General features: G+C 60.1%; 18 protein-coding genes. 6 read left to right on the forward strand and 12 right to left on the reverse strand.

Features of this window, described 5'->3' with window-relative positions; genetic code table 11:
- Nucleotides 1-15 precede the first annotated feature (15 nt).
- The 3 genes from ilvC to LOY52_RS22645 are packed head-to-tail and all read right to left on the reverse strand — an operon-like array spanning nt 16 to nt 3,299.
- Nucleotides 16-1,032, reverse strand: a complete 1,017-nt coding sequence (gene ilvC / locus LOY52_RS22635; RefSeq protein ID WP_007959661.1) for a ketol-acid reductoisomerase — start codon at nt 1,030-1,032, stop codon at nt 16-18.
- A 48-nt stretch (nt 1,033-1,080) separates the two neighbouring features.
- Complete coding sequence (gene ilvN / locus LOY52_RS22640) at nt 1,081-1,572, reverse strand: acetolactate synthase small subunit (protein ID WP_003205610.1); 492 nt, start codon at nt 1,570-1,572, stop codon at nt 1,081-1,083.
- 2 nt (nt 1,573-1,574) lie between these two features.
- The gene (locus LOY52_RS22645) at nt 1,575-3,299 is read right to left on the reverse strand and encodes an acetolactate synthase 3 large subunit (RefSeq protein ID WP_041065497.1); all 1,725 of its coding nucleotides are present in this window, start codon (nt 3,297-3,299) and stop codon (nt 1,575-1,577) included.
- A gap of 399 nt (nt 3,300-3,698) precedes the next feature.
- Here LOY52_RS22645 and LOY52_RS22650 point away from each other — a divergent pair, with 399 nt between their 5' ends.
- Entirely contained in the window at nt 3,699-4,115 is a 417-nt protein-coding gene (locus LOY52_RS22650) for a DUF4124 domain-containing protein (RefSeq protein ID WP_258676032.1), read from the forward strand.
- A 92-nt stretch (nt 4,116-4,207) separates the two neighbouring features.
- On the opposite strand, the gene LOY52_RS22655 is transcribed toward LOY52_RS22650, so the two are convergent.
- Genes LOY52_RS22655 through mrcB form a run of 3 tightly spaced genes read right to left on the reverse strand, consistent with a single transcriptional unit; the run spans nt 4,208 to nt 7,639 of the window.
- Complete coding sequence (locus LOY52_RS22655; protein WP_047600309.1) at nt 4,208-4,543, reverse strand: YqcC family protein; 336 nt, start codon at nt 4,541-4,543, stop codon at nt 4,208-4,210.
- On the reverse strand, nt 4,543-5,298 hold the full coding sequence (locus LOY52_RS22660; RefSeq protein WP_258676033.1) for a hypothetical protein: 756 nt from the start codon (nt 5,296-5,298) through the stop codon (nt 4,543-4,545). The genes LOY52_RS22655 and LOY52_RS22660 overlap by 1 nt, the downstream gene beginning before the upstream one ends.
- 16 nt (nt 5,299-5,314) lie before the next feature.
- On the reverse strand, nt 5,315-7,639 hold the full coding sequence (mrcB, locus tag LOY52_RS22665) for a penicillin-binding protein 1B (RefSeq protein WP_123588129.1): 2,325 nt from the start codon (nt 7,637-7,639) through the stop codon (nt 5,315-5,317).
- 116 nt (nt 7,640-7,755) lie between these two features.
- Here mrcB and LOY52_RS22670 point away from each other — a divergent pair, with 116 nt between their 5' ends.
- The 4 genes from LOY52_RS22670 (at nt 7,756) to LOY52_RS22685 (ending at nt 11,116) form a co-directional block, all read left to right on the forward strand.
- On the forward strand, nt 7,756-9,312 hold the full coding sequence (locus LOY52_RS22670) for a bifunctional aminoglycoside phosphotransferase/ATP-binding protein (RefSeq protein ID WP_258676034.1): 1,557 nt from the start codon (nt 7,756-7,758) through the stop codon (nt 9,310-9,312).
- Nucleotides 9,313-9,403: 91 nt separating this feature from the next.
- On the forward strand, nt 9,404-9,748 hold the full coding sequence (locus LOY52_RS22675) for a pentapeptide repeat-containing protein (protein ID WP_123464123.1): 345 nt from the start codon (nt 9,404-9,406) through the stop codon (nt 9,746-9,748).
- Between the two features lie 278 nt (nt 9,749-10,026).
- Nucleotides 10,027-10,299, forward strand: a complete 273-nt coding sequence (locus LOY52_RS22680) for a TfoX/Sxy family protein (RefSeq protein ID WP_003228231.1) — start codon at nt 10,027-10,029, stop codon at nt 10,297-10,299.
- A 16-nt stretch (nt 10,300-10,315) separates the two neighbouring features.
- On the forward strand, nt 10,316-11,116 hold the full coding sequence (locus LOY52_RS22685; RefSeq protein WP_258676035.1) for a Crp/Fnr family transcriptional regulator: 801 nt from the start codon (nt 10,316-10,318) through the stop codon (nt 11,114-11,116).
- 226 nt (nt 11,117-11,342) lie between these two features.
- Here LOY52_RS22685 and LOY52_RS22690 read toward each other — a convergent pair whose 3' ends face one another.
- From LOY52_RS22690 to LOY52_RS22705, 4 genes are read right to left on the reverse strand one after another with little or no spacing between them, the layout of a single operon-like run.
- The gene (locus tag LOY52_RS22690) at nt 11,343-12,194 is read right to left on the reverse strand and encodes a ChaN family lipoprotein (RefSeq protein WP_258676036.1); all 852 of its coding nucleotides are present in this window, start codon (nt 12,192-12,194) and stop codon (nt 11,343-11,345) included.
- 19 nt (nt 12,195-12,213) lie between these two features.
- Nucleotides 12,214-12,981 (reverse strand): heme ABC transporter ATP-binding protein, encoded by a 768-nt coding sequence (locus LOY52_RS22695; RefSeq protein ID WP_258676037.1) that lies wholly within the window; start codon nt 12,979-12,981, stop codon nt 12,214-12,216.
- Nucleotides 12,981-13,964 (reverse strand): iron ABC transporter permease, encoded by a 984-nt coding sequence (locus LOY52_RS22700; RefSeq protein WP_177325717.1) that lies wholly within the window; start codon nt 13,962-13,964, stop codon nt 12,981-12,983. The genes LOY52_RS22695 and LOY52_RS22700 overlap by 1 nt, the downstream gene beginning before the upstream one ends.
- A gap of 50 nt (nt 13,965-14,014) precedes the next feature.
- A complete protein-coding gene (locus tag LOY52_RS22705) occupies nt 14,015-14,887 on the reverse strand; it encodes a hemin ABC transporter substrate-binding protein (RefSeq protein WP_258676038.1) in 873 nt (290 codons plus the stop codon).
- A 162-nt stretch (nt 14,888-15,049) separates the two neighbouring features.
- Here LOY52_RS22705 and LOY52_RS22710 point away from each other — a divergent pair, with 162 nt between their 5' ends.
- The gene (locus LOY52_RS22710) at nt 15,050-15,367 is read left to right on the forward strand and encodes a Rieske (2Fe-2S) protein (protein WP_027614091.1); all 318 of its coding nucleotides are present in this window, start codon (nt 15,050-15,052) and stop codon (nt 15,365-15,367) included.
- On the opposite strand, the gene sfsA is transcribed toward LOY52_RS22710, so the two are convergent.
- Nucleotides 15,364-16,077 (reverse strand): DNA/RNA nuclease SfsA, encoded by a 714-nt coding sequence (gene sfsA / locus LOY52_RS22715; protein WP_258676039.1) that lies wholly within the window; start codon nt 16,075-16,077, stop codon nt 15,364-15,366. The genes LOY52_RS22710 and sfsA overlap by 4 nt on opposite strands.
- Nucleotides 16,077-17,249, reverse strand: coding sequence for a pyridoxal phosphate-dependent aminotransferase (locus LOY52_RS22720; RefSeq protein WP_115988887.1), 1,173 nt, complete (start codon nt 17,247-17,249; stop codon nt 16,077-16,079). The genes sfsA and LOY52_RS22720 overlap by 1 nt, the downstream gene beginning before the upstream one ends.
- Nucleotides 17,250-17,467 lie beyond the last annotated feature (218 nt).

The raw sequence follows: 17,467 nt of genomic DNA on the forward strand, positions 1-17,467 counted from the left end.
TACAAGGATGACGACTTAGTTTTTGGCTTTGTCGACGATCTTGTTGGCACCGATCCACGGCATCATGGAGCGCAGTTGCTCGCCGATGATTTCGATACCGTGAGCGGCGTTGTTACGACGCTTGGCGGTCATCGAAGGGTAGCCGGTAGCGCCTTCGCTGATGAACATTTTGGCGTATTCGCCGTCCTGAATACGTTTCAGGGCATTGCGCATGGCCTGACGGGATTCGGCGTTGATCACTTCCGGGCCGGTCACGTACTCGCCGTATTCAGCGTTGTTGGAGATCGAGTAGTTCATGTTGGCGATACCGCCTTCGTACATGAGGTCAACGATCAGCTTCAGTTCGTGCAGGCACTCGAAGTAGGCCATTTCCGGCGCGTAGCCAGCTTCAACCAGCGTTTCGAAACCGGCTTTGACAAGCTCAACGGTACCGCCGCACAGTACGGCTTGTTCACCGAACAGGTCGGTTTCGGTCTCGTCCTTGAAGGTGGTTTCGATGATGCCGGTACGACCGCCACCCACGCCAGCTGCGTAGGACAGTGCAACGTTTTTGGCGTTGCCCGAAGCGTCTTGGTAGATCGCGATCAGGTCAGGGATACCGCCGCCCTTCACGAACTCGGAACGCACGGTGTGACCCGGCGCTTTAGGCGCGATCATGATCACGTCGAGGTCAGCACGCGGAACAACCTGGTTGTAGTGGATCGCGAAGCCGTGGGAGAAGGCCAGGGTGGCGCCTTTCTTGATGTTCGGCTCGATTTCGTTCTTGTACAGCTGGGACTGGAATTCGTCCGGGGTCAGGATCATGACCAGGTCGGCACCGGCAACAGCGGCGGCCACGTCGGTCACTTTCAGGCCGTGAGCTTCGGCTTTGGCAACGGTAGCCGAACCTTTACGCAGACCGACGGTAACGTCGACACCGGAATCTTTCAGGTTGCATGCCTGGGCGTGGCCCTGGGAACCGTAACCGATGATGGCAACTTTCTTGCCCTGGATGATCGACAGGTCGCAGTCTTTATCGTAGAAAACTTTCATGAATTTCCCCTATATATCCAGGCCGTTCAGGCCATTCGCTAATTTGGTTTAGATGCTGAGTACTTTGTCGCCGCGGGCAATGCCGGTCACGCCGCTACGGACGGTTTCCAGAATCGATGCGGTGCCGATGGACTGAATGAAGCTGTCGAGCTTGTCGCTGGTACCGGTCAATTGAACGGTATACACGCTGGCGCTGACATCGACGATCTGTCCACGGTAAATATCGGTGGTGCGTTTGATCTCGGCGCGCTGAGCGCCAGTGGCCTTGACCTTGACCAGCATCAGCTCGCGCTCGATGTGAGCACTTTCCGACAGGTCCACCAGCTTGACCACTTCGATCAGCTTGTTCAGGTTTTTGGTGATCTGCTCGATGATTTCATCGTGGCCCACGGTGGTCAGCGTCAGACGCGACAGCGTCGGGTCTTCGGTTGGCGCCACCGTCAGGCTTTCAATGTTGTAGTTGCGCTGCGAGAACAGGCCTACTACGCGAGACAAAGCGCCGGGTTCGTTTTCCAGAAGCAGGGAAATAATGTGCCGCATGATTAAGTACGCTCCGTCTTGCTCAGCCACATATCGCGCATGGAGCCGTCTTTGATCTGCATCGGATAGACGTGCTCGCTGGTATCGACCGAAATATCGATCACCACCAGACGATCTTTCATGGCGAACGCCTCTTCCATCTTCGACTTCAAGTCTTTCGAATCGGTGATGCGCACGCCGACGTGACCGTAGGCTTCAGCCAGTTTGACGAAGTCAGGCAGCGACTCCATATAGGAGTGCGAGTGGCGGCTGCCGTAGCTCATGTCCTGCCACTGACGAACCATCCCCAGAACGCCGTTGTTCAGGATGACGATTTTCACCGGCAAGCCGTATTGCAGGCAGGTCGACAGCTCCTGGATGTTCATCTGGATGCTGCCTTCGCCAGTGACGCAGGCAACGTCGTCATCCGGGAAGCTCAACTTGATGCCCATGGCCGCCGGGAAACCGAAGCCCATGGTGCCCAGACCACCGGAGTTGATCCAGCGATTTGGCTTGTTGAACTTGTAGTACTGCGCCGCGAACATCTGGTGCTGGCCCACGTCGGAAGTGATGAAGGCATCGCCCTTGGTCACTTCGCACAGGGTCTCGATCACGGTCTGCGGCTTGATCAGGCTGCCGTCGCCCTTTTCATAAGGGAACAGGCCGCGATCACCGCGCCACTCATCGACTTGCTTCCACCAGCTGGCGACGGACTCCTTGTTCGGGGTCTCGCCGATTTCCTTGAGGATCGCGACCATTTCGGTCAGGACGCTCTCCACCGGACCAACGATTGGCACGTCGGCCTTGATGGTCTTGGAGATCGAAGCCGGGTCGATGTCGATGTGGATGATCTTGGCGTTCGGGCAGAACTTCGCCGCGCCGTTGATCACACGGTCATCGAAACGCGCGCCGACAGCCAGGATCACGTCGGCATGGTGCATCGCCAGGTTGGCGGTGTAGCTGCCGTGCATGCCGAGCATGCCGATGAACTGCCGGTCGGTGCCCGGGAAACCACCCAGGCCCATCAAGGTGTTGGTCACTGGCAGGTTGAGCATTTTCGCCAGTTCGGTCAGCGGTGCGGAACCGTTGCCGAGGATCACACCGCCACCGGAATAGAGCACTGGGCGCTTGGCCGCCAGGAGCATTTCTGCGGCCTTGCGGATTTGCCCGGAGTGGCCGCGAACGGCCGGGCTGTAGGAACGCAGCTTGGCTTTTTTCGGGAAGACGTATTCGAACTTCTCGGCCGGGTTGGTCATGTCTTTCGGGATATCGACCACGACCGGGCCCGGACGACCGGATTGCGCCAGGTAGAAAGCTTTCTTCATGACTTCCGGGATTTCCGAGGCGTGCTTGATCATGAAGCTGTGTTTCACGATCGGCCGGGAGATACCGATCATGTCGGTTTCCTGGAACGCGTCGGTGCCGACCATGGTGCTTGGCACCTGACCGGAAATGATCACCATTGGAATCGAATCCATATAGGCGGTGGCGATACCGGTGATGGCGTTTGTGGCGCCAGGACCTGATGTCACCAATACCACGCCGGCTTTACCGGTGGCACGGGCATAGCCGTCAGCCATATGGGTAGCCGCTTGTTCGTGACGAACCAGGATGTGGGTCACTTCCGGTTCTTTGAACAGGGCATCGTAAACATGAAGGAGAGCACCACCCGGGTACCCGTAGATATATTTGACGCCTTCGTCACGCAAGAAGCGGACGAGCATCTCACCGCCAGATAAAAGCTCCACGTTGTTCACCTCTAAAACGCCAGAATACCGTCCACACAAAAGGGGCGGGTCTTAATAGGTTTACTTCTCGGCAGAGCATGAGCGACGGTGGTCGCCGACTACGTCAGCACTGACTGAGCAAGTATTGGGATCGTCCCAAGTGTTGCGGGCCTTTCCCACCCAGCGCGAGGTAACGCGTTGCGGGTGTAACAGGTCGACGCGGATATGCGCCTCATGATCTACCGAGTGGGTCTGCTTCTGGCAGTCCCTCTACAGCGGACTTTGGATTCTTCTGTTTCGCCCTCTCCAAGTCAAGCCGTCAATGTGCTTAATTGTGGGTAAGCACATGAGAACGCAAGAAAAAACCTGAAAACAGCTACTCTGTTAGCGTCAATTGCGCAATTTTGCCAAGGAATCAGCATGCGAACGCTTGTGTTAACTCTGCTGATCGGCCTCAGCCCATGGTGCTCGGCCGCTCAGATCTACAAATGGGTCGATGCCCAAGGCGTCACGCACTTCGATGCGCAGCCGCCGCGAGGTTTACCGGCGACGACAGTGCAGACGCCCTCCTCGCCCACACCGAAACCTGCCGCCATGCCTGGCAGCGGTGCACTGGGCGATCAGAAAGTCATCGACGACAAGGTGAAGAAACAGGTAAGCGAGCAGCAGGCGCAGCTCAAGGCGTTTTGCGAACAAGCACGGACGAACCTGGCGCAATTGCAGAACAATCCGCGGTTGAGGGAGGAAGTGGAGGGGCAATTGCGGCGACTGGACGAAAGCCAGCGCCAGGAGCGTCTCGCCGAGACGCAGAAACAGATTACGGAAAACTGCCAATAACCCTGTAGGAGCTGCCGAAGGCTGCGATCTTTTGATCTTGCTTTTAAAAACAGAATCAAAAGATCGCAGCCTTCGGCAGCTCCTACAGAAGTTCAGCGCGAGGCGGTAATCAGCAGGTCAAACTCTTTGAGCAGTACCTGCAGCTGGCGATCCTTGCCCTGCAGATTGCGCTGGGCGAAGACCATTTCGGCCATTTCCTGAATGCCCGAAGCATTAGGCAACGGCAGATCCTGCTCGAGGATCATCTTCATTCGCGGCAGGAAGATCCATTGCAGCCATTGCTCGAAATCCAGCGTGTCGACCGAAAACGGTTCGACACTGCTCAGGGCTTCGGCCGATGGCGGGATCTCGTCCCACCAACCCTGCGTGCGCAGTTCGCGCTCGATCAACAGCAACTGATCGGCGATTTTCGGGAAACGGGAATCCATCACAGCGAAACCTTGGCCTTCTGACGAGCCAGAGCGGCGCCGGCGGAATCGCCCTGTTTCTCACGGGACTGAGCAATGATTTCCCACAGGTTGGCCTGCAAGTCCGGACGACCGTTGGCCATGGTCAGTGCACGACGGGCGAACTGCTCCGCCTGTGGCGCGTCGCCTTGAGCCATGCGTACTTGCGCCAGACGATAAAGCACTTGCGGCTCACGCGGGGCTACACGCTGAGCACGCTCGAGGCTGGAAGACGCACCGTTGAGGTCGCCACCGGCCTGCTGCTGTTGCGCAGTGGTCAGCAAGGCGAGCACCGGGCCATCGAGCTGTTCGTCCGCCGACAGACCACCGCCACTGCTGGCCGAAGGAATCCCGCTTGGCGTCGAAGGCATGCTGTAGCTGCCGGAGTTGATCGGTGCCGATTCGACCGGCGACGGGTTGTACGGCCCCGCGGTGATACCGCCGGAAGCCGGGCCCGGAATGATCGGCGAGGAACTGATCGGTGCCGATGTCGTGGCGCCACCACCCGGCACCATCACCACCACACCGGTATCGCCTTGCGGGATGGCCTGGGATTGCGCCTGGCCCTCGACTGGGCGTTTGACCGTCGTCTTGCGGAAACCGCCATTGGCCGACAGCCGTTCGCTGTTGGATACGGCTGTGCCGGAGTCCACCACCGGGATCGAACCACGCTGTACGGTAGAGCAGCCGCTGAGCAAAGCCACGGCAGTCACCGCTGGAATCAACCACTTGTTCACTTGAAACCCTCTTTGCTTAATTCATCCAGCCCTTGACCCAATCCATCACCGACTCCGGCGAGGCAGGCGTTTCGCTTGCACACGCGGCGCCGGGTGGCGGTTCGCTGCCGCGAATATACGGCATCTGCACCGCCCCCGGACAGTTGGCATCGGAGCCTTGCCCGGTACGCGAATCGACCCACGCCTGCACGATGTTGTCCGGCTGCGGCATGTCCAGCGGCAGCGGATCGGCCTTGCGCATGAAACTGGTCCAGACCTGCAACGCACCGGTCGCCCCGGTGAACGGGGTCTTGCCGTTGTCGTCACGACCCAGCCAGACCACCGCCAGCAGATCCTGACTGAACCCGGCGAACCAGCTGTCACGCGAATCGTTACTGGTACCGGTCTTGCCGGCCAGCGTCAGGGTCTTGGGCAGCACGTTGTAAACCGAGCTGCCGGTACCTTCACGCATTACCCGCTGCATGGCGTTCTGGATCAGGTAGATGGACGCCGGATCGAAACGCTGCTCGATCTGGAACGGATAACGCTTGAGCGGCTCGCCCTCGGCGGTCAGCACACTGCGAATCCCGCGCATCGGCGTATTGAAACCACCGTTGGCGAGGGTCTGGTACATGGTCGCCACTTCGATCGGGGTCATGCCGCCAGCGCCCAGCAACATCGACGGGAACGCCGGGAATTCCCGGGTTACCCCCAGACGCGCAAGGGTCTTGAGCACATTCGGCACACCGACTTCCAGACCCAGACGCGAGGTCGACAGGTTGTAGGAATGCGCCAGCCCTTGGTAAAGGAACACGGTGCCGTGGGAGCGACGGTCGTAGTTCTGTGGCTTCCACACCTGGCCGTCCGCGCCTTTGATCGACAGCGGATCATCCGACAGCCAACTGGTCAGCGTGTAATGGCTCGGTTTTTCCAGCGCAGTCAGATACACCGCTGGCTTGACCAGGGAACCGATCGGCCGCACGGCGTCCAGCGCCCGGTTGAAACCGGCGTAACTGGCCTGACGGCTACCGATCATCGCCTGCACTTCGCCAGTCTCCGGGTTGGTCACGACCATTGCCGCTTCCACGTCATCGGAGCCCTTGCGTCCAGCCAGACGTTTAAAGGTGTCATTCACCGATGCTTCGGCCTTCATCTGCAGAATCGGGTCGAAACTGGTGAAGATCCGCAGGCCTTCTTCGGTCAAGTCTTCGTCGCGATAGTCTTCACGCAACTGGCGTTTGACCAGATCGATAAAGCCCGGGAACGAGCTATCGGCGAGCTTGCCGCGCGTGGTCACACCCAGTGGCATTTTCTTCGCCGCTTCGACCTGTTCGGCAGTCGCCACGCCTTGCTGCTCAAGCACGTCGAGCACCAGGTTACGGCGTTCCAGCGCACGCTCGGGATTGCGACGCGGGTTGTAGTAGGACGGGCCCTTGACCATGCCGACCAGCAGCGCGACCTGATGCAGCTTCAGCTCGGACAGTGGCTGGCCGAAGAAGAACTGGCTGGCCAGACCGAAGCCGTGCACCGCACGCTGACCGTCCTGCCCGACGAAGACTTCGTTGAGGTAGGCCTCAAGAATCTCCTTCTTGTCGTAGTGCAGCTCCAGCAACATCGCCATCATCGCTTCGGTGAGCTTGCGGCTCAGGCTGCGTTCGTTGGTGAGGTAGAAGTTCTTGACCAGTTGCTGAGTCAGCGTACTGCCGCCCTGGGTCATCTTGCCGCCAGAGGTGTTGACCCAGATGGCCCGGGCAATCGATTTCGGCGACACGCCCCAATGGCTGTAATAGTCGCGGTCTTCCACCGCTACCAGGGTTTCCAGCAGGTACGGTGGCACCTGATCGAGCTTGATCAGGATGCGGTCTTCGAGGTTTTTCGGGTAGATGCCGCCGATCATCAGCGGCTCGAGCCGCACCACGGACAATTTACCGCCGTTGAGCCCGGAGAGCTCGGCCACATAGTCGCCAGAGAAACGCACGCGTACTGGCTGGGCTTTTTCCAGGCCTTCATAGAACTGGAAGCCGCGGGTATTCAGATCAACGGTATTGCCGTTGACGGCGGCAGCGCCGGGGCCATTGCTCACAGCTTCGCGGCGATAGCCCAGGGCATCGAGTTCGGTGAGGAAATCGTCCTTGCTCAGCTTTTGTCCGACGAACAGCTCAAGCGGACGCGCGTATACCTTGGCCGGGATGGTCCAGCGCTTGCCGGAGAACTTCTCCTGCACCACGGCATCGAGGTAAACGGCGAAGCCGGCCAGCACCACAAGGCCGACCAGACTGAGTTTAATGGCCCAGCTCAACCATGGGCTGAGGCCCTTGGAGACTGGTTTTTTCTTGGTACGGGGGGATCGAGTTCGAGTCATGGCGGCGGATTATACGCACTTTATTCATACTCAACAGGAGCGCTCCGAGGTTTGCGTCAGGCTGGCGAGCGGCCATAATGGCGACCTCGAATTTCCCAGTCTCTGAAGGATCGCCCGTGAGCCAGTCCCTGATCGCTGCCCTGCAAAACCCGGCCCTCTACCCGCACCCCGTCGAAGGGTTTCAGGTCATCGAAACCCATATCTCGTGGGTGATCCTCACCGGCCCGTTTGCTTATAAAGTGAAGAAGCCAGTGAATTTCGGCTTCCTTGACTTCACCGGCCTCGAATCCCGCGCACATTTCTGTGCTGAAGAGCTGCGCCTGAATCAGCGCCTGACCGACGATTTGTATCTGGACGTGTTGCCGGTGACCGGCAGCGTTGATGCGCCACAACTGGGTGGCGACGGCCCGGTGATCGAATATGTGCTGAAGATGCGTCAATTCCCGCAGACCGGCCTGCTCAGCACCCTGCAGGCCAACGGTGAGCTGACCACCCAGCACATTGATGAAATGGCCGAGCAGATCGCCAAATTCCACCTCAGTGCGCCAAAAGTCCCGGCCGAACACGAGGCCGGTACCCCGGACAGCGTGATGGCCCCGGTGCGCCAGAACTTCGAACAGATCCTGCCGTTCCTCAGCGACAAAAACGATCTGCTGCAACTCGAGGCCCTGCAAGCCTGGGCCGAGAGCAGCTTTGATCGTCTCAAGGCTCTGTTCAGCCAGCGCAAGGCCGACGGTTTCACCCGCGAATGCCACGGTGACATTCACCTGGGCAACGCGACTGTCATCAATGGCAAAGTGGTGATCTTCGACTGCATCGAGTTCAACGAACCGTTCCGCTTCACTGACGTCTGGGCCGACACCGGTTTCCTGGCGATGGACCTGGAAGACCGTGGCCTGAAATCCCTCGCCCGCCGCTTCATCAGCCAGTACCTGGAGCTGACCGGCGACTATCAAGGCCTGGAAGTGCTGAACTTCTATAAAGCCTATCGCGCACTGGTTCGCGCCAAAGTTGCGCTGTTCAGCATGCCGGCAGACGCCACCCCGGTGCAGCGCGCCACCACCCTGCGCCAGTACCGTAACTACGCCAACCTGGCGGAAAGCTACAGCACCATTCCTTCGCGCTTCATGGCCATCACCCACGGCGTATCGGCTGTCGGCAAGAGCCACGTGGCCATGCGTCTGGTCGAAGCGCTGGGCGCGATTCGCCTGCGTTCCGACGTCGAGCGCAAGCGTCTGTTCGGCGAGCAGACCGTAGCCAACGACGTGCAGGCCGGGATTTACAGCGCCGACGCCAGCGTTGCCACCTATGCCCGCCTGCATGAGATTGCCGGAGTGATCCTGCACGCCGGTTTCCCGGTGGTGATCGATGCGACCTACCTCAAGCGCGAGCAGCGCGACAACGCCGCTCAAGTGGCCGAGGCCACCGGCACGCCGTTCCTGATCCTCGACTGCAACGCACCGCAAGCCGTGATCGAAAGCTGGCTGGCGATTCGTCAGGCCGACAAAAAGGACCCTTCCGACGCCACGCTGGCGGTGATCGAGGCCCAGCAGTCCAGCCGCGAAGCACTGACGCCAGAAGAGATTCTGCGCAGCAAACGCGTGCAGACCAATGAAAGCGGGACCCTCGACACCGTAGTTGCACAGATCCGTCAGCGTCTGCCAGGCCTGTAAGAAACTATTTCGGCCGTGAAGCCCTCGCTTGCTTCACGGCCGTCAAATAGTGGCACTATACTGGCGTCATAAAACCAACAGGTGATGTGACATGAGCCAGCCGAAACTTCTCGACACCCCGCTTTATGCCTTGCTGCACAAAGACGACATCACAGGCTTCAACAAGGAACGCCCGAACGACGGCCCGATCGACATGGTCGGTGGCGACTTCCGGGGTCTCGATCTGCGTGAACTGAACGCCGACGGCGTGGATTTCCGTGACGCCTACTTCCGCTCTGCCGATTTGCGTGGCATCGATTTCCGTAATTCATCACTCGAAGGCGCAAGCCTGGCGCACGCACAGATTTCCGGAGCGTACTTCCCGCCGGAACTGAGTGCCGACGAGATCCTGATGTCGATGAATTTCGGCACCCGCCTGCGCTATCGCACTCGCTGATAATTTTTATCTTTCTCTGACCCGACGCCTTTCCCGTGTGGGAGCGGACTTGCTCGCGAAGGCGTAGTGTCAGTCGATACATCTGGTGGCTGACAGGACGCCTTCGCGAGCAAGCTCGCTCCCACATGTTTCCGCGTTTCTTCCCTCCTTTCTGGGTTCGCAGCGCTTTCTTAGAAGCGTTTGCGTCTAATCCGACCAAACAACCACGCTTTTCCTACTGATGGCTACACTCCTGAGAAGATCGCCCACGCACCATTCGGCCGTCGCAAGGAGGCTTGATGAATGATGAACTGCAACACCTGAAGAATCTTGGCAAGACGTCGGCGCAGTGGCTGCATGCCGTGGGCATCCACAGCGCCTCGGACTTGCGTCGCCTGGGGGCGGTGGACGCCTATCGGGCCGTGCGTACCCGCGGGTTTCGCGCATCAAAGGTGTTGTTGTACGCGATCGAAGGGGCGCTGATGGATGTGCACTGGAACGACATCCCGGCCGAACGCAAAGACGCCTTGAACAAGCAGCTCGAAGCCATCTCCTCGCGTCACAAGAACTGAACAGGCGCTGACTGCCATGTATCTGCTCGGGGAACAATCGGCACCGGTCGATGCACTGATCAATCGCTTGCAGAGCTTGCCCGCGCGCTGGCTGGAAGGCCTTGCGCCGTGCGGGCCAGCCTTTGAGCCAGAAATCTCTGACAACCTGATGGAGCAGCTCCCACACGATCAGTTGTTTCTGCTGACAGAAGGCGTGATCCACGGCTATATCGGCGGTCGCGCGCTGTTTTACTGGCAGGAAGGCGATCTGATCGGTCTGCAGCAAGGTGACGCCTGGGCCGATTGCCGACTGCGCAGCGACGGGCCATTGCGCTTGCTGCCCTATCGGCGAACCGATCTGTTCCAGCATTTGTATGCCGAGCCGGGCCGGGCCGAGCAATGGCTTGAGTATCTGCTGGGGCAGATGGCGCTGCTGGCTCATGCACTGGCCGAACTGAAACCGCGGGAGTTTCGCAGCACCAATGGCTTCAAACGGGTCGAAAGCGGTGAGGTGTTGATCCAGCAGGGCGATGCCGCCGATCACGTCTTCGTGATCATCGATGGGCATGCCGAAGCGTTTGTTGACGGGCACAAGGTCGGCGAAGTACCCAAGGACGAGATTTTCGGCGCCATGGCGGTGTTCACCGGCGAGCCGCGTAACGCTACGGTCGTCGCGCGCGAGCCGAGCACAGTGATGCTGATTCCCGGCGAGCAGTTTCTGAGCATGACCCGCAACAATCCGAAAATTGCCCACAGCCTGATCGAGAGCATGGCCCGACGCATCGGCCAGCTCAATCAACAGATCACGCAACTGAGCGCGATCAACGCTACCCGTTAAGCCCCCTTTTTCCGGGGCATTCCGGCCATTTGCCCGACTAAATCAAGCAAACGGAAAAACAGTGGTTGACTCGCTAATGAGAATCGCTATGATTATCACAACTGGTCGCGAGATCAGTCGATATTCTGAAAAGCCCTTGGTTCGGACTCTCAGATTATCTCCTCATCAGGCTAATCACGGTTATTTGACCCGGTTTTTACCGGGTCTTTTTTTGCCTGTGGAAAAGTCATTGGCCAAATTGTTTGCGCATCTGCGCGCAGTAATCCTGCGCGGGCGTGGCCGGGGTGTACCAGACGTAATCGGCCATCGCCACAGTAACCTCGGCACCCTGCTCGGCCAGCATCAGCACCGTTGGCGCCTGGGATGCGCCCAGATCCAGAACGTGCAGCGGCACGCCAACATCCTTGCGCGCATGCCAGGCACCCGCCAACAACAATCCGGGCGTCGGCGCTGCCAGCAAACGTTCAGCCATGCGTCGATCACGCTGTTGCTGAACCGCGAGCATCGCCGGCATCTGCGATTTGGGCAGCAAGCCGCAATGTGAATCGCTGATCTGCTCAAGCAGCCTGGCTTTCACCGAGGCCGCATTGCTGCGAACACCGCTCAGGACTGGCGGCTGACGATAGAAAGTGCGGATTTCGCTGTCGTCCAGATTGGCCGCCAACAGCGGATATGTTTGCGTGAGGGCGAACCGAACAATCGGTCCATAAAGATTCCAGTCCCAGCCATCCTGCCAGGCCAGTGCGGCAGCAAGATCGCTGGGCGGCGTTGCGGTATGGCGAACCTGATTAACTTTCGGCTGTTGATTCGGCGTAAGCATCTCCAGCAGCAGACTGCCCTGAGGGCGCTGTTCCCCAAGCGCTTGCAGCAACCATAACTGCACAGCGTGGTGATCGGAATTGTCATGCTGTTCGCCGATGATCAGTTGGTGCGGCTTGGCCAGACGCGTCAGCAGTTCCTGCGCCGTCAACACCTGGCCGCTGTGCAGATCGCGAATCTCACCGCCGACCGGTGGCGGCGGAGCAACATGCTGACACCCCGCAAGCCACAATACGGCTAACAACCAGATCCCGCGCATAGCATCACCTCGATGGAAATCAGCGGGCGATGATCAGCGGATGCCCACGCTCCGGGTGCGGCTGCACCAATACTTCGAGACCGAACACGGCTTTGAGAGAGTCCGGTCGCAAGACTTGCTGCGGCGTATCCAGCGCCACCGGGCGCCCGCCTTCGAGCAGTAACACCCGATCACAATAGCGCGCCGCGAGATTCAGATCATGCAGGATGACCAGCACTGCTGCGCCACGGTCGGCAAATTCACGCACTGCTTGCAGCGTCGTATGTTGATGCAACGGATCGAGCATCGAGGTCGGCTCGTCCAGCAGTAAGGTTTGCCCGGCCTGCCCCGGCCACAACTGCGCCAGCACCCGCGCCAGATGCACGCGCTGACGCTCGCCACCCGACAGCGCCAGATAACTGCGCCCGCTCAGGTGCGCGGCATCCGCCGCGTCCAGTGCTGCAGCGACGATCTCGTCATCGCGCACGCGGCCGCTCTGATACGGCAAGCGGCCCATACCGACCACTTCTTCCACACGAAAGGCAAAATCCAGCGTCGACACCTGCGGCAACACCGCCAGGCGCTGAGCGCGCTGCGTACCTGTCCAGTGACTCAGCACCTTGTCGTCGAGCAACACCTCACCGTCACTGGCCGTCAGCTCACCGCACAAGGCACCGAGCAAGGTACTTTTGCCGGCACCGTTCGGCCCGAGCACACCCAGCACCTCACCGGGTTCAAGCTGCAGGGTGACGTCGCTGAGGACGGTCTTGCGCCCGCGACGGATCTGCAGATTGTGCGCACGCAACATCAGGCTCGTCCTCGCAACAGCAGATAAAGAAAGAACGGTGCACCGATAAATGCGGTAACAATGCCGATCGGCAACTCCGCCGGCGCCAGCGCCAGCCGCGCCACCAGATCAGCCAGCAACAACAGGCTCGCCCCCGCCAACACTGAGGCTGGCAGCAACACCCGGTGATCGGGCCCGGCCAATAAACGCACCAGATGCGGCACCACCAGCCCGACGAAACCGATCATCCCCGCTGCTGCCACCGCTGCGCCAACACCCAACGCAGTGCAGAACACCAGTTCACGCTTGAGCCGTTCGACATCAATCCCCAGATGCCCCGCCTCGGATTCACCGAGCAACAACGCATTCAGTGCCTTGGCGCGTCGCGGCAACCACAGCGCAACGCCGGTGCTGATGATCAGCAACGGCCACAAACGCGCATAACTCGCACCATTGAGGCTGCCCAGATTCCAGAAAGTCAGCGTGCGCAAAGTCGCGTCATCCGCCAGATAGGTGAACAACCCGACTGCCGAACTGGCCAGCGCCGTGAGGGCGATCCCTGCCAGCAGCATGGTTGCGACGTTGGTCTGGCCGTTGCGCCGTCCAAGTCGGTAGACCAGCGCTGTCACCCCCAGTCCACCGAGAAACGCGCACGCCGACAACAGGTACGGCCCGAACCACTCCGGCAAACCGCCAAAAAACGAACCGCCGACAATCGCAATCGCCGCCCCGAGCGCCGCGCCGCTGGACACCCCGACCAACCCGGGATCGGCCAGCGGATTGCGAAACAAGCCCTGCATCGCCACACCCGACAGTGCCAGCACACCGCCGACGGCCAGACCGAGCAAGGTGCGCGGCAGACGGATCTGCCCGAGGATCAGTTCGGCCTGCTCCAGACCGTCCGGCGCCAACGGCACACCGAGCATGCGCAATGCAGCGCGTAACGTATCGAACAGCGGCAGGCTCACCGGCCCTAACGCCAACGACAGCCAGATGGCCAGCAAACACAGGAGCGTCAGGCCGATAAACAGGCTTCGTGGTTTGACCAGTACGGTCATTGGCCGCTCGCAGTCGGGTAGAAGCCGTCAGACAAATTCTTCAGTGCCGCCGGTAAACGCGGCCCGAGCCCGCCGACCAGCAGCGTCGGATCCAGCTCCAGCACCCGTCCGGCCTTTGCCGCGCGGCTTGAATTGAGAATGGGGTTTTCCTTGAACAATGCCGCTTTTGCCGCCTCACCGCTCAACGCGCGATCAGCAAACACCAGCACATCAGGATCAAGCCCGGCCAGCGACTCCACGGAGAACGGCTTGTAACCGGTATGCGTCGCCAGGTTATGTCCGCCGGCCCGTTGCAGCAGCCAGTCGGCGGCAGTGTCCTTGCCGGCAATCAATGGCTTGCCGCCGGCATGCCCGATCAGCACCAGCACACCGGGCGCTTTATGTTTGGCCTGCAACTCGGCGACTCGGGCTTTCTGCGCGGTTAGCTGCTGTTGATAACTTTCCAGCAACTGCGCCGCCTGGGCTTGCGCGCCAAGCAACTGCCCCAGATGCGTGACGTTTTTTTCCAGGGTCGGCAGATCCGGCTGTGCCGAGAACAGTTCGACATGTACCTTGGCGTTTTTCACCTGGGCGATAACCGGTGGCGGGCCCATTTCCTCGGTGCCAATGAGGATGTCCGGGCGCAGACTGAGAATGCCTTCTGCCGAGAGACTGCGTTGATAGCCGATGCTGGGCAGCTTCTTCAGCGATTGCGGATGCTGGCTGGTGGTGTCGACCCCGACCAGTTTGGATTCGCCACCCAATGCACTCACCCACTCCGAAAGCGCCCCACCGGCGCTGACCCAACGCTGTGGCAAATCGGCAGCTGTCGCCTGGAGGCTGGCGAGCAGTCCGACACACAGCACAACAACGCGAGTACTCAAGCGCATACGCAGCTTTCCTTGAACAGGTTTCCCGGGCAGCGCAACTGCAGGCCAAGTATCCTTGACGGCGGTTGCGCGCAGTGGGCGAAGGCGGCCATTTGATAATTGTTTGCATTTAAACGTCAAGCTCGGACATTTCCTGAAACGAGCCGACACTTGAGGATAGCCATGAAGTTCTTGTGCGCCGGCGCCGATCTCGCTGAGGCCGGCAGCCGTGGGTTCGACATCGACGGCAACAAACTGTTTGCCGTGCGCCGCAATGGTCAGGCCTATGTTTATCTCAACCGTTGCCCGCATCGTGGTGTGGGCCTGGAATGGCATCCCGACCAGTTTCTCGACCCGAGCAACAGCCTGATCCAGTGCGCCACCCACGGCGCACTGTTTCTGATCGAGGACGGCGAATGCGTCGCCGGGCCCTGCGCCGGGCAATCCCTGACCGCCATTCCCTGCCGCGAAGACGCACAGGGGCTGTGGATAGATGTTTAACCGTTGAGCAAAACCTCTAGCCGCCGGTCGATTACCATCTCTTCGTGGTTCAAGCGCACGCCGTAGGCCAACACCTCGACCCCGCACGCCACTGCTTCACGCAGGGCATCCGCGTACGCCGAATCGATTTCTTCGGCCGGTCGCACCGCGTCAATCCCGCTGAGATTGACGCAATACAACTGCACCGCACGAATACCGTCACGAGCCAGATGCGCCAGTTCACGCAGATGCTTGGCGCCGCGCTGGGTGACCGCGTCGGGAAACGCCGCGACATTCGTCCCGTCGAACCCCAAAGTGACACTCTTCACTTCCACATAAGCCGGCCCGCTCGGGTATTCGAGGCGGAAATCGATACGGCTTTTTTCCTGACCGTATGCCACTTCGCGTTTAAGCGCCGTGAAGCCGTTCAACTCGCTGATGACACCGGCCTGCAGCGCCTCTTCAACAAGGGCGTTGGCGCGGCCGGTGTTCACGCAGAACAGCCGCCCTTGCGGGGTTTCGCCGATTTCCCATGTGCCGGGCAGCTTGCGCTTCGGGTCGTTTGAGCGACTGAACCACACTTGCCCGCCTTCGACCTGGCAGTTGAGCATCGAGCCGGTGTTCGGGCAGTGCAGGGTCAACAACTCGCCATTGACCGTTTCAACATCCGCCAGAAAACGTTTGTAGCGGCGAATCAAGCGCGCCTCTTCCAGAGCCGGATAAAAGCGCATCAGCCTTGCCAACTCTTCAAGCCACGGGCAATCCGTTCCACCGCCTCCTGTAAGCGAGGGAGGTTTTGCGTGTAAGCAAAACGCACATGGTGGCTGGCCTGATAACGCCCGAAATCCAGCCCTGGGGTGAAGGCAACGTGCTCGGTTTCGAGGAAATGACGGCAGAACGCGAAGGCATCACCGCCGAACTGGCTGATATCGGCATACAAGTAGAACGCACCTTCAGGCTCGACGGCGATATTGAAACCCAATTCGCGCAACGCCGGCAGCAGGAAGTCGCGGCGGCGGCCAAATTCGGCGCGGCGCTCTTCAAGAATGCTGATGGTGTCCGGTTCGAAACAGGCCAGTGCCGCGTACTGCGCCATGCTCGGGGCGCTGATGTAGAGGTTCTGTGCGAGCTTTTCCAGCTCACTGACCGCAGCCTCCGGCGCCACCAGCCAGCCGAGCCGCCAACCGGTCATGCCGAAATATTTGGAGAAGCTATTGAGGACAAAGGCGCTGTCATCGACTTCCAGCACGCTGGCGGCATCGGTGCCGTAAGTCAGGCCGTGGTAGATCTCGTCCACCACCAGATGCCCGTGCCGCGCCTTGATCGCTGTGGATAACCCGGCCAGTTCATCGCGGGTCAGGATGGTCCCGGTGGGGTTGGCTGGCGATGCCACCAACGCACCAACGCTGTCGTGATCCCAGTGACGTGCCACCAGATCCGGGGTCAGTTGGTAACGCACCTCCGGCCCGACCGGCACCAGTTGCGCCGCGCCTTCGACCAGTCGCAGAAAGTGCCGGTTGCACGGGTAGCCCGGATCCGCCAGCAGCCAGTGTTTGCCCGGATCGACCAGCAAGGCACTGGCCAGCAACAGCGCACCGGAGCCACCCGGCGTGATCAGGATCCGCCGCGGATCGATGTTCAAACCGTAACGCGATTGATAGAACCCGGAAATCGCCTCGCGCAGTTCAGGAATACCGCGCGCCGCGGTGTAGCGGGTCTTGCCCGCCGTCAGCGCAGCCTGCCCGGCACGGATGATCGGCTCGGCCGTGGTGAAGTCCGGCTCGCCGATTTCCAGGTGGATCACGTCGTGACCTTCGGCCTGCAGTTCGTTGGCCCGCGCCAGCAGCGCCATTACATGGAACGGTTCGATCGCACGACTGCGCGCACTGTAAGGCTGAGCCATTGGTTTTCCTTCGACGGGGAAAAAGAGACGATTCTACCCATCTGCCGGAACGAGCGAGAACCCGTCGCGGTCACAGCCTCAAGAACGCTGGACTGTAACGATATGAGCGTACGCTCCAGGATTGACTAAAATCAGTGATTGAACAGGCTTTCATCAGCGCCAGACACGGCTTGCCAAACATCTGCAAGCGCCACCCGCCGGGGCCTCGACATCCGGGA

Origin of the sequence: Pseudomonas sp. B21-051 (genome assembly GCF_024748795.1) — a bacterium.
Classification (GTDB): Bacteria; Pseudomonadota; Gammaproteobacteria; order Pseudomonadales; family Pseudomonadaceae; genus Aquipseudomonas; species Aquipseudomonas putida_A.